12 protein-coding genes and 1 pseudogene are annotated in these 11841 nt (G+C 45.8%); 11 read left to right on the plus strand and 2 right to left on the minus strand.

Annotation, left to right across the window (positions count from 1 at the left end; all coding sequences use genetic code 11):
* The first annotated feature begins 7 nt into the window (after positions 1 to 7).
* From argB to LWH95_RS17700, 6 genes and pseudogenes are all read left to right on the plus strand, one after another.
* Positions 8 to 784 carry an acetylglutamate kinase gene (gene argB / locus LWH95_RS17675; RefSeq protein ID WP_003239329.1) on the plus strand — a complete coding sequence of 259 codons (777 nt, stop codon included), beginning with the start codon at positions 8 to 10 and terminating at the stop codon, positions 782 to 784.
* Positions 781 to 1938 carry an acetylornithine transaminase gene (locus LWH95_RS17680; protein WP_232920087.1) on the plus strand — a complete coding sequence of 386 codons (1158 nt, stop codon included), beginning with the start codon at positions 781 to 783 and terminating at the stop codon, positions 1936 to 1938. Before argB ends, LWH95_RS17680 begins: the two co-directional genes overlap by 4 nt.
* Positions 1939 to 2008: 70 nt before the next feature.
* The gene (locus LWH95_RS17685) at positions 2009 to 3070 is read left to right on the plus strand and encodes a carbamoyl phosphate synthase small subunit (protein ID WP_232920088.1); all 1062 of its coding nucleotides are present in this window, start codon (positions 2009 to 2011) and stop codon (positions 3068 to 3070) included.
* Positions 3063 to 6155, plus strand: a complete 3093-nt coding sequence (locus LWH95_RS17690; RefSeq protein ID WP_232920089.1) for a carbamoyl phosphate synthase large subunit — start codon at positions 3063 to 3065, stop codon at positions 6153 to 6155. Before LWH95_RS17685 ends, LWH95_RS17690 begins: the two co-directional genes overlap by 8 nt.
* Positions 6143 to 7103 (plus strand): annotated as a pseudogene (argF, locus tag LWH95_RS17695) (ornithine carbamoyltransferase). Before LWH95_RS17690 ends, argF begins: the two are co-directional and overlap by 13 nt.
* An 85-nt stretch (positions 7104 to 7188) precedes the next feature.
* On the plus strand, positions 7189 to 7368 hold the full coding sequence (locus tag LWH95_RS17700) for a YjzC family protein (protein WP_003239319.1): 180 nt from the start codon (positions 7189 to 7191) through the stop codon (positions 7366 to 7368).
* Between the two features lie 45 nt (positions 7369 to 7413).
* Here LWH95_RS17700 and LWH95_RS17705 read toward each other — a convergent pair whose 3' ends face one another.
* Positions 7414 to 7599: a YjzD family protein gene (locus LWH95_RS17705; protein WP_003224551.1), complete on the minus strand. Its 186-nt coding sequence runs from the start codon at positions 7597 to 7599 to the stop codon at positions 7414 to 7416.
* A gap of 251 nt (positions 7600 to 7850) precedes the next feature.
* Between LWH95_RS17705 and LWH95_RS17710 the strand changes: the two genes are divergently transcribed.
* The 4 genes from LWH95_RS17710 to comZ all read left to right on the plus strand — a co-directional run bounded on the left by LWH95_RS17710 (position 7851) and on the right by comZ (position 10474).
* A complete protein-coding gene (locus LWH95_RS17710; RefSeq protein WP_133487936.1) occupies positions 7851 to 8585 on the plus strand; it encodes a hypothetical protein in 735 nt (244 codons plus the stop codon).
* A gap of 81 nt (positions 8586 to 8666) precedes the next feature.
* The gene (locus LWH95_RS17715; RefSeq protein WP_232920091.1) at positions 8667 to 9224 is read left to right on the plus strand and encodes a hypothetical protein; all 558 of its coding nucleotides are present in this window, start codon (positions 8667 to 8669) and stop codon (positions 9222 to 9224) included.
* 90 nt (positions 9225 to 9314) lie between these two features.
* A complete protein-coding gene (med, locus tag LWH95_RS17720; RefSeq protein WP_019258048.1) occupies positions 9315 to 10268 on the plus strand; it encodes a transcriptional regulator Med in 954 nt (317 codons plus the stop codon).
* Between the two features lie 14 nt (positions 10269 to 10282).
* Positions 10283 to 10474, plus strand: a complete 192-nt coding sequence (comZ, locus tag LWH95_RS17725) for a ComZ family protein (RefSeq protein WP_232920092.1) — start codon at positions 10283 to 10285, stop codon at positions 10472 to 10474.
* A gap of 29 nt (positions 10475 to 10503) precedes the next feature.
* On the opposite strand, the gene LWH95_RS17730 is transcribed toward comZ, so the two are convergent.
* A complete protein-coding gene (locus tag LWH95_RS17730) occupies positions 10504 to 10731 on the minus strand; it encodes a hypothetical protein (protein ID WP_080010764.1) in 228 nt (75 codons plus the stop codon).
* A gap of 163 nt (positions 10732 to 10894) precedes the next feature.
* Between LWH95_RS17730 and fabH the strand changes: the two genes are divergently transcribed.
* Positions 10895 to 11833 (plus strand): beta-ketoacyl-ACP synthase III, encoded by a 939-nt coding sequence (gene fabH, locus LWH95_RS17735; protein WP_060398369.1) that lies wholly within the window; start codon positions 10895 to 10897, stop codon positions 11831 to 11833.
* Positions 11834 to 11841: the final 8 nt, after the last annotated feature.

The raw sequence follows: 11841 nt of genomic DNA on the forward strand, positions 1-11841 counted from the left end.
GAGCGCAATGAAGAAAACAATCGTTTTTAAATGTGGGGGAAGTGTCATCCGTGAGCTGTCGGAGGAATTTTTTCATAACCTGAAAGAACTGATGGCGTCAGGATGGAAACTGGCGATCGTGCACGGCGGCGGCCCGGAAATCACAAATATGCTGAAACGGTTAAATATCAAAACCGAGTTTTCGGGAGGGCAGCGAAAAACAACGAAGCCGGTGCTGGAAGTGGCTGAAATGGTTTTATCCGGTTCTGTGAATAAATTTTTCGTTGCCGAGCTTGCCAAACACGGACTGCGGGCCGCAGGCATCTCTGGTAAAGACGGCGGTCTTTTGGAGGCGGATTATCTCGATCCGGAAACATACGGGGAAGTCGGAGAAATCAAAAAGGTCGATGCATCCATGGTGAACGCGCTGATGGAAAAGGGCATCATTCCTGTTATTGCGCCGCTGTCTATGACGAGTGACTGCAAGACGCTGAATGTGAATGCCGATCTGGCTGCTTCAGCAGTCGCCGGAGCGCTTGAAGCTGATAAGCTGATGTTCGTCACTGATGTCGATGGGATCATGAAGGAAAAGCAGCGTCTCGACGTCCTGACCCCTGAGGAGGTTCAAGTGCTGATCAAACAGGAAGTAATCACAGGGGGAATGATTCCGAAGGTCAATTCAGCCTTGTCGGCTTTATCAGATCAGGTGTCTGAAGTCATGATTGTAAACGGAAAAGGATCATTCTTCACAGACCAAACCTTTCAAGGAACAAAAATCGTCAAAGCAAAGGAGGCTGTTTCATGAGCAGCTTATTTCAAACCTACGGCCGCTGGGATATTGATATCAAAAAAGCAAAGGGGACGTACGTTGAGGATCAAAACGGCAAAAAGTACCTCGATTTCATTCAGGGGATTGCGGTATCTAACCTAGGCCACTGCCATGAAGCGGTCACAGAAGCAGTCAAAAAACAGCTCGACAGCGTATGGCACGTATCCAACCTGTTTCAAAACAGTCTCCAAGAGCAAGCGGCACAGAAGCTGGCGGCGCACAGTGCGGGAGATCTCGTTTTTTTCTGCAACAGCGGTGCGGAAGCGAATGAAGGCGCGATCAAGCTCGCCCGAAAAGCAACTGTAAAAACGAAAATCATCACTTTTCTTCAGTCGTTTCATGGCCGCACGTATGCAGGAATGGCTGCGACCGGACAGGATAAAATCAAAACAGGCTTCGGCCCGATGCTGGAAGGCTTTCACTATCTGCCATACAACGATCCTTCCGCTTTTGAGGCTCTTAGGGAGGAAGACGGAATAGCCGCGGTGATGCTTGAGACAGTGCAGGGAGAAGGCGGAGTCAATCCGGCGAGCGTTGAATTTTTAACAGCTGTACAGTCGTTTTGCAAGGAAAAGAAAGCTCTTCTGATCGTTGATGAAATACAGACCGGCATCGGACGGACGGGAAAGGGCTTCGCATACGAGCACTTCGGACTCTCGCCGGATATCATCACAGCCGCAAAAGGATTGGGAAACGGCTTTCCAGTCGGCGCTGTCATCGGAAAGAAACAGCTGGGAGAAGCGTTTACCCCTGGTTCTCACGGAACGACTTTCGGAGGAAATATGTTGGCGATGGCTGCTGTGAATGCCACATTGCAAATTGTATTCCAGCCTGACTTTCTGCAAGAGGCTGCTGACAAAGGGACATTTTTAAAAGAACAGCTTGAGGCTGAGCTAAAGAGCCCGTTTGTCAAACAAATACGCGGGAAAGGATTAATGCTTGGAATTGAGTGTGATGGCCCGGTTGCTGACATTATTACTGAATTGCAGACATTAGGCTTGCTTGTATTGCCGGCCGGCCCGAACGTCATTCGGCTGCTGCCGCCGCTCACCGTGACAAAGGATGAAATAGCAGAAGCTGTCAGCAAGCTGAAACAGGCAATCACTCATCATTCCGCTGTAAACCAGTAATTTTTTTTCGGTATGAAAGTATAAAAATTCATTTTTATAATTAATTATTCATCAAGAGGTGGGCTGTTAGATGGAAGGTTATTTAGTGTTAGAAGATGGAACAGCGTTCAGCGGCGAGTTGGACGGTCATGAAAATTGCACGGGAGAAGCTGTTTTTTTTACAGGAATGACAGGCTACCAGGAAGTGCTGACAGATCCATCATATAAAGGACAGATTATCGTATTTACCTACCCGCTGATTGGCAACTATGGCATTAATGAAAAGGATTTTGAAAGCAAGAAACCGCAAGTGAAAGCCGCTGTTGTCTACGAGGCGTGTGATCATTTTTCTCATCATGAAGCGGTATACAGCCTCAAAGAGTATTTGCAGAAATGGAACATTCCGCTGTTGACCCATGTTGATACGAGGGCTGTCGTGAAAAAAATCCGGGCAAACGGAACGATGGGTGCGACTGTCACAGCCTCTAAAGAAGCAGCTGAGATCGGCCTTCAGCCAGAGAACGTGGCAGAACAGGCATCCGCACAGGAAATCAGCACATTCGGCGACGGACATAAACATATCGCCCTCATCGATTTCGGCTATAAAAAGTCAATCGCATCATCACTTGTCAAACGAGGCTGCAAGGTCACCGTGGTGCCATATCAGCAAATGGAAGCTGTATACGACATGAAGCCGGACGGCATTGTGTTATCGAACGGACCTGGAGACCCGAAAGCCATTCAGCCGTATTTAGGAAAGATCAAAAGCATCATCAGCCGTTATCCGACTCTCGGCATCTGTCTCGGCCATCAGCTGATCGCGCTCGCGTTCGGAGGGAATACATTCAAGCTGCCATTCGGACACAGGGGCGCAAATCATCCGGTCATCGACCGTGAAACGAAACGCGTCTTCATGACAAGCCAAAATCACAGCTATGTGGTTGATGAACAGTCCATTAATGAAGAAGAGCTCACGATCAGGTTTCATCATGTCAATGATACGTCAGTTGAAGGGCTTGCCCATAAAAAACTGCCTGTCATGAGTGTCCAATTCCACCCGGAAGCCCATCCCGGACCTGCGGAAAGCGAATGGATTTTTGATGATTATCTAAAGAATGTGATACCAGCAAGGAGAGAAATCGCGCATGCCTAAAGACACCAGTATTTCAAGCATATTAGTAATCGGCTCAGGCCCGATCATCATCGGCCAGGCGGCAGAATTTGATTATTCAGGCACTCAAGGGTGCATCGCGCTGAAGGAGGAAGGCTATCGGGTGATCCTCGTCAACAACAATCCGGCGACAATTATGACCGATGAAGCCTTCGCTGATGAAATTTATTTTGAGCCGCTGACAGCAGAAAGCCTGACAGCCATCATTAAGAAAGAACAGCCTGATGGACTTCTTGCCAATTTAGGCGGGCAGACCGCGTTGAATTTAGCAGTGGAGCTTGAAGAAACAGGTGTTTTAAAAGAGAACGGCGTCAAACTTCTCGGCACATCCGTTGAGACGATACAAAAAGGAGAAGACCGGGAAAAATTCCGTTCGTTAATGAATGAATTGAACCAGCCCGTGCCAGAGAGTGAAATTGTTGATAACGAGGCCGACGCCCTCCGTTTTGCGGAATCCATCGGTTTTCCTGTCATTATCAGGCCTGCATACACATTAGGCGGAAAGGGCGGAGGCATCGCCCCTGATAAAGAAGCCTTTACAGCCATGATTAAGCAGGCGCTGTTAGCAAGCCCGATCAATCAATGTCTTGTGGAAAATAGCATTGCCGGCTTTAAAGAAATCGAATACGAAGTCATGCGTGACAGCCATAACACATGCATTACCGTCTGCAATATGGAAAACATCGATCCGGTCGGTGTGCATACAGGTGATTCCATTGTTGTGGCACCCTCACAAACTTTGACGGATGAAGACTATCAAATGCTGCGGACGGCAAGCCTGACGATCATCTCAGCACTTGATGTCGTAGGCGGCTGCAACATTCAATTCGCGCTTGATCCATTCAGCAAGCAATATTACGTCATCGAAGTCAATCCGCGGGTAAGCCGGTCATCGGCTCTCGCGTCTAAAGCCACCGGTTATCCGATTGCAAAGATGGCTGCGAAACTGGCAGTCGGATACACCCTTGATGAGCTGAAAAATCCGCTCACAGGCTCGACTTACGCTAGCTTTGAACCAGCGCTGGACTATGTGATCGTCAAATTTCCGCGCTGGCCGTTTGATAAATTCAAAAATGCAGACCGCAAGCTTGGCACAAAAATGAAAGCCACCGGTGAAGTGATGGCGATTGAACGGAATTTAGAAGCGGCGATACAGAAGGCAGCAGCGTCCCTTGAACTGAAAAATGTCGGTACGCACCTTCCAGAGCTCAGCGGCTTGTCGATTGAAGCGCTTTGGGATTTGGCAGTCACTCCGGACGACCGCAGATTTTTCGTTGTCATGGAGCTGTTGAGCCGAAGCGTGACGATTGATGACATTCATGCGAAAACAAAAATTGATCCGTTTTTCCTGCATACCTTTGACAACATCATCAAACTGGAGAACCGCATGATGGAAGCGGGCAGCGATCTCTCTTTTGAATTATTGAAAAAAGCAAAGAAAAAAGGATTTTCAGACGCAACGATTGCCTCGCTGATCGGCAAAACAGAAGAAGAGGTACGTACGCTTCGCAAGGAGATGGGTATTACGCCTTCCTTCAAAATTGTAGATACATGCGCGGCTGAATTTGATGCGAAAACAAACTACTTTTACTCCACCTATTTCGGAGAGACTGATGGGGACATCAGCCGCAAAGAGAAAAAACGCGCGCTGATTATCGGATCAGGCCCGATTCGGATCGGCCAAGGCGTTGAATTTGATTACAGTGCTGTACACGGCGTGCTGACACTGCAAGAGCTTGGGTTTGAGACCATCATGATCAACAATAACCCGGAAACGGTCAGCACCGATTATGAAATTGCGGACCGCCTGTATTTTGAACCGATGACAACTGAGCACATTTTAAACGTGGCGGAGCAGGAAAACATTGATTTTGCAATCGTGCAATTCGGCGGCCAAACCGCGATCAATGCTGCTGAAGCGCTCGAAAAAGCCGGCATTACCCTTCTCGGCACCTCGTTTGAAACGCTCGATGTGTTAGAGGATCGGGATCAATTCTATCAGCTTCTTGATGAGCTTGAATTGAACCACGCAAAAGGAGAAATCGCTTATACAAAAGAAGAGGCCGCTGAAAAAGCAGATGAGATCGGCTATCCGGTGTTAATCCGCCCATCTTACGTTATCGGCGGAATGGGCATGATCATTGTTGATTCGCAAGCTCAGCTTTCTCAGCTTCTGAACGGTGAGGACAGCATGCCGTACCCGATTTTAATTGATCAGTATGTGTCAGGAAAGGAAGTCGAAATTGATTTGATTTCCGACGGCGAGGATGTCTTTATCCCGACATATACCGAGCATATTGAACGGGCAGGTGTCCATTCGGGAGACAGCTTTGCCATCCTTCCTGGACCGTCCATCACAAGCGGGCTGCAGCAGGGCATAAAAGAGGCCGCGCAAAAAATTGCCCGAAAGCTTTCATTTAAAGGCATCATGAACATCCAATTTGTGATCGACAATGGAAACATTCTGGTTCTTGAAGTCAATCCGAGAGCGAGCCGAACGGTTCCTGTTGTCAGCAAAGTAATGGGCGTTCCGATGATCCCGCTCGCTACACGTCTGCTGGCGGGGGCGTCTTTAAAAGATGTAAACCCTGCAGTTCAAAATCATCATGGGGTTGCCGTGAAGTTCCCTGTTTTTTCTTCTCATGCGATCCAGGATGTGGATGTCAAGCTTGGACCGGAAATGAAATCAACGGGAGAAGGCATGTGTGTTGCATATGATGCCGACAGCGCCTTGAAAAAAATCTATACGCGTGTCTGGAATCAAAAAGGCAGCATTTATTTGCAAAACGGGCCGGAAGATGTCAAGGAGTTAGCGGAAAAAGCCGGTTTTACAGTTCATGAAGGGACATTTGCCTCATGGATGGAACAGGAAGGAAAAGCGCTCCACATCAATCTGAGCGCCTCTGAAGAAGCGCGCAAAGAACGTTTGGAAGCCATGACGCACGGCATCACCGTCTTTACAGAAGAAGAAACCGTGCGGGCGTTTTTACAAAGCGGTTCAGGCCATCCGCAGCCTGTATCTCTCAAAGATCTCTATAAAAAGGAAGTGGCATCATGCACACAGTGACGCAAACCAATTTATACGGAAAAGATTTATTAACGTTAAAGGATCTTAGTGAACAGGATATAAACGCCTTGCTCGCAGAAGCCGGTGAACTGAAACAAAACAAAATCCAGCCTATTTTTCAAGGCAAAACCTTGGCGATGATTTTTGAAAAGTCATCAACGCGAACCCGTGTTTCATTTGAAGCCGGCATGGCGCAGCTGGGCGGGAGTGCCCTCTTCTTAAGCCAGAAAGATCTGCAGCTGGGGCGCGGTGAGACTGTTGCTGATACGGCTAGAGTGCTGTCAGGCTATGTGGATGCCATCATGATTCGGACCTTTGAGCATGAAAAGGTGGAGGAGCTTGCCAAAGAAGCTGACATTCCAGTCATCAACGGACTTACGGATAAATACCATCCATGCCAGGCGCTGGCGGATCTTTTGACGATTAAGGAAATGAAAGGGAAGCTTAAAGGCGTGAAAGTCGCGTACATCGGTGACGGAAATAACGTGGCGCACTCATTAATGATCGGCTGCGCGAAAATGGGCTGTGATATCTCGATCGCTTCGCCAAAGGGGTATGAAGTGTTAGATGAAGCAGTTGAAGCGGCAACATCAGCTGCACTTCAATCCGGTGCTTCTATCACGCTTACGGCTGATCCAATTGAAGCTGTAAAAGACGCGGACGTGATTTATTCTGATGTGTTTACCAGCATGGGGCAGGAAGCGGAAGAACAAGAGCGTCTCGCTGTCTTTGCGCCTTATCAGGTGAATGCAGCGCTTGTCAGCCACGCCAAGCCTGACTATACATTTTTACATTGTCTCCCTGCGCACCGTGAGGAAGAAGTGACTGCGGAGATTATTGACGGGCCGAATTCAGCAGTATTCCAGCAGGCGGAAAACCGTCTCCATGTGCAAAAAGCATTGCTGAAGGCCATTTTATACAAAGGAGAATAATCAAAAAAACTGCTGAGCCGCACTCAGCAGTTTTTTTGATGGCAACATATTCACAGCCGCTTAGGCGCATACTACAGCAAAAAGGAAAAGGAGGAAAAACAGTGGGACAGCAGCATCAATTCCGGCCCGGACAAAAAGCGCCCAACAATGGCATCTACGTTGAAATCGGCGAGACGGGGAGTATGGTTAAAAACCCTCAAAAGGTCCATCTCTCAGCAGGGGATATGTTTCCTGAAACATCAAATCACAACCGGCTGTGGACATATAAAAGAAAGCCGTGATCAAGAAAAAACCCAAAACAATGAATTGTTTTGGGTTTTTGGCTTTTAATGCTGGCTTGCATTTTTGTTCATAGGCATGATTTCTGCTAAAACCATGATTAAGACATACAGTACAACAGCAATTACAGATGATGTTTTGAAATTATACGCAGCGCTGTTCATGCTGGCAATCAAGTAGCATGCCATATGTGATAAAAGGAACGTCCAAATAAAGGCAATAATATATCGCACGTTTCCACCTCGTCCTTCTCATTCTATTCTAGAAGCTATCATACCATACAAAAAGCGAAGGGGGAATCCAATTTTAGAAGAAAGTGAGGTGACAAAAGAGTCTGATTCGTCACATTTTAATGGTAAAATATAAAAAATCGTCAATCGGTATAATAGCCAAAACTGTAAAAGGCTAGGACTTTACCTTATTCGTTTCTTTTCTTTCTACATATGATAGCGTGAGATGAAGTGTGAAAGGAGGCGGGCAAGCGATGGGAATAACGGAAAGGTATTTTCAATTGGGAACGGAGCATAACGTCATTCATCTGCCCTATCGCCCGAACGGCTTCGGCATCTTTATCTTAGGGGACAGAACCCACTTTGTCGGGAATGATTCAAGCTTTTGGCTTCAGCATTACGGCCGAAATCAGCTTCTGAACATGCTGAGGAATGAAGGATATACCCTTTTTAACAGCAATCTGTTCGGAAGGCATTGGGGTGCGGAAAAAGCGGTCACCTATGCCAAACAGCTCATACATTCCGTGCTGAAGCAGGAAATCCTCAATCCGAAGATTCATATTTTAGCAGAAGGCATGGGTGCTCTCGTGGCCGATGAACTGCTTCGTTTTTCCCCGGATCATATCCGCTCAGCCGCAATGTTGAATCCTTGTCTCGATCTTCATGCACATTATGAATCGGAGAAAGAAAATAAATTTTTCTATAAACAATTTTTGAGAGAAGTATCGGAAAGCTACGGAATTTCTGAAAAAGAAGCGGAAGCGCTGTGTTACAAAAAAATTGATAGCTATCCGAGCGGCGTGCCGGTTCATATATGGCAGCGAATGACCGGAGCTCCCTATCCGTACAGCGTACATGCCGAAGTATTCAAGGAAAAACAGCAGAAGCAAGGCTCACCGGTCGACATGACATTTCACTTATTTGAGCATCCAAGCAGAATATATGCATCAATCTGCAAATTCTTTCACAGTCATGAAAAAGAGTTATAGAGAATACAATAACAACAGCCTTCTCTTTTGCGGAGGCTGTTTTGCTTTGGGAAATGAAAAACCGGAAGGGCGGCAGATGCAATGGAATCAACGCTGATTGTAGGTGCGGACGAATTTTTCGGCCTTTCATTATGCGAGCGAATGATGGATGAAGGCATACATGTTGACGTTATTCTGGCTGAAACAGAAGATGAAATGAGGCAAATGTACCTAGAAGAAAGACTCATGTGGCTTGGGAGAAATGGACTCTTTCGCCAGCTTGAACGTATTGGAGATCAAAAATATGATACAATTTGTATCCAGTTCGGCGGCTTGCCCTTAGACCAATATGATTCTCCCTATGTATTAGTATATGAACAAGACCGAACAGAATGGGAAAAAATGAAAAAGACAGGTTCAGAAAAAGCGGTGATCCTTCCGAAAATGTATGGGCCTTGGAAAGAAGAAACTGAGGAAGACGGCTTTTACACAGACGATGTGGCAGACGAACTGCTGAGGTTTCTGCTTGAACCAAGCCGTGATAAAAGCAATAATCAGATTTTTAAATTGCAAGTCACACAAAAAACCTCGAAAGAAGAAGCAAAAACAAAAATTGTCGAGTGGAAAAGACAATTTTCATCAATTTTCGACAAATATTAAGAAAAACCTTCCATGTTTCGAGGTTTCTAGATACAATAAACGTATAAAAATAATACATGTTATAGCTTGTCAAAAGGAGTTGAACATGACTTGATCACAAGGCTTGTCATGATCTTTTCTGTCCTCCTTTTATTGAGCGGATGTGGACAAACTCCGTTTAAAGGAAAAATTGAGAAGGTCGGCATGCTCTTTCCTGATACGATTAATGACCTCGTATGGGGCACAAAAGGGTATAAAGGATTACTGAATATACAATCAAAATACAATGTGGACGTCTACTATAAAGAAGGCGTTAAAACAGATGAAGATATCATAAATGCGATTGAGGATTTTCATAAGCGGGGCGTCAACCTTCTCTATGGCCATGGAAGTGAATATGCAGAGGTATTTAACTTGGTCAGCGAAGATTATCCAGATATGGAATTTGTCATTTCTAATGCGGAAGCGAAAGGTGATAATGTGACGAGTGTCCATTTCAGCGGCGAAGCAATGGGCTTTTTTGGAGGAATGACAGCTGCCCATATGTCGAAAACGAATCAGGTCGGCGTGATTGCTTCCTTTACGTGGCAGCCAGAGGTTGACGGTTTTATCAAAGGTGCCAAATATGAAAACCCTGATATAGAAGTAAACACGAAATATACGGATCATTGGGATGATGATTCGACGGCAGTAAAGCTTTATCAGAAAATGAAGAACGAAGGCGCGGATGTTGTGTATCCCGCCGGAGACGGGTATAATGTTCCTGTCATTCAGCAAATCAAAAAAGACGGCCTTTATGCCATCGGCTATGTAACAGATCAATCAGATCTGGGCGAGAATACCGTATTAACCAGCACGGTGCAAAATGTGGACAAGGCCTATGAAATCATCGCTGAGCAATTCAACAAAGGCACCCTTGAAGGCGGAGATCATTACTACGACCTGAAAACGGGAGTTGTTGAAATGGGAACATTCAGTCCGCTTGTCGATAAAGACTTTCAGCAAAGAATCGCCAAGCTGATCAAAACGTACAACAAAACAGGCGAACTGCCAAAAAATGAGTAATGGAGTGACTTCACATGCAGCACGAAAAATCACTGAAGTTCTTGCAAATTGCCATGAAATATCTGCCTGAAGCGAAAGAACAGCTTGAAAAATCAGGCATTGAGCTGTCAATGGAGGCCATCCAGCCGTTTATGAATCTATTTACAACGGTAATGGCGGAAGCTTATGAGCTTGGCAAGTCTGACGCGAAATCTGAAACCGAATAAGAAAAAGCCACTTTTTTGAAAGTGGCTTTTCACATGATTTTCTTTTTAATAGCGGAAATCATCGGTGCAAGCTCCTTTAAAGCGGGCTTGATTTGATCAAGAGAGTTCATAATTGAACCGATTTGGTCCATAATATGCATGTAATTAATCGTCTCTTCTTCGTTTGTCTGGGAAACCTCCTCTTGCTGTTCTTCCTTCTCTGCTGTTTGTTTTGCGGAATCGCCGAACATCATCTTTGAAAACACATCCAACTGCATACGCCTCCTTTCCATATACCATACTCTATGAGTAAGATGAACTGATAGTTTAGACGAATATATTGCCATGTGAAAAAAAATAGGATAGAATTAGTACCTGATACTAATAATTGATCACAACCGATTGATCTTCTAAATTTACGATATAAAGGAGTCTTCCCTTATGAAAGCTGGAATACTTGGTGTTGGACGTTACATTCCTGAGAAGGTTTTAACAAATCAAGATCTTGAAAAAATGGTTGAAACTTCTGACGAGTGGATTCGTACACGAACAGGAATAGAAGAAAGAAGAATTGCCGCAGATGATGTGTATTCATCACATATGGCTGTTGCAGCAGCGAAAAAGGCGCTGGAACAAGCTGAAGTGGCAGCTGAGGACCTGGATATGATTCTGGTTGCAACTGTTACACCTGATCAGGCTTTTCCTACGGTCTCTTGTATGATTCAAGAACAGCTCGGCGCGAAGAAAGCGTGTGCTATGGATATCAGCGCGGCTTGTGCAGGCTTCATGTACGGGGTTGTAACCGGTAAGCAATTTATTGAATCCGGAACCTACAAGCATGTTCTTGTTGTCGGTGTAGAAAAGCTCTCAAGCATTACAGACTGGGAAGACCGCAACACAGCCGTTCTGTTTGGAGACGGAGCGGGCGCTGCGGTAGTCGGGCCAGTCAGTGATGACAGAGGAATCCTTTCATTTGAACTAGGAGCAGACGGCACAGGCGGTCAGCACTTGTATCTGAATGAAAAAGGACATACAATCATGAATGGACGAGAAGTTTTCAAATTTGCAGTCCGCCAAATGGGCGAATCATGCGTAAATGTCATTGAAAAAGCCGGACTCTCAAAAGAGGACGTCGACTTTTTGATTCCGCATCAGGCGAACATCCGTATTATGGAAGCCGCTCGCGAGCGTTTAGAGCTTCCTGTCGAAAAGATGTCTAAAACCGTTCATAAATATGGAAATACTTCTGCCGCATCCATTCCGATCTCACTTGTAGAAGAATTGGAAGCTGGTAAAATCAAAGACGGCGATGTGGTCGTTATGGTAGGGTTCGGCGGAGGATTAACATGGGGCGCCATTGCAATCCGCTGGGGCCGATAAAAAAAGGT

The organism is Bacillus sp. G16, assembly GCF_021282335.1.
Lineage (GTDB): Bacteria > Bacillota > Bacilli > Bacillales > Bacillaceae > Bacillus > Bacillus inaquosorum.

Bases quoted from the DNA above. Each gene is read 5' to 3' on its own strand.
- argB (WP_003239329.1), top strand. From the start codon at position 8: ATGAAGAAAACAATCGTTTTTAAATGTGGGGGAAGTGTCATCCGTGAG.
- LWH95_RS17680 (WP_232920087.1), top strand. From the start codon at position 781: ATGAGCAGCTTATTTCAAACCTACGGCCGCTGGGATATTGATATCAAA.
- LWH95_RS17685 (WP_232920088.1), top strand. From the start codon at position 2,009: ATGGAAGGTTATTTAGTGTTAGAAGATGGAACAGCGTTCAGCGGCGAG.
- LWH95_RS17690 (WP_232920089.1), top strand. From the start codon at position 3,063: ATGCCTAAAGACACCAGTATTTCAAGCATATTAGTAATCGGCTCAGGC.
- LWH95_RS17710 (WP_133487936.1), top strand. From the start codon at position 7,851: ATGGGAATAACGGAAAGGTATTTTCAATTGGGAACGGAGCATAACGTC.
- LWH95_RS17715 (WP_232920091.1), top strand. From the start codon at position 8,667: ATGGAATCAACGCTGATTGTAGGTGCGGACGAATTTTTCGGCCTTTCA.
- comZ (WP_232920092.1), top strand. From the start codon at position 10,283: ATGCAGCACGAAAAATCACTGAAGTTCTTGCAAATTGCCATGAAATAT.
- LWH95_RS17730 (WP_080010764.1), bottom strand. From the start codon at position 10,731: ATGCAGTTGGATGTGTTTTCAAAGATGATGTTCGGCGATTCCGCAAAA.
- fabH (WP_060398369.1), top strand. From the start codon at position 10,895: ATGAAAGCTGGAATACTTGGTGTTGGACGTTACATTCCTGAGAAGGTT.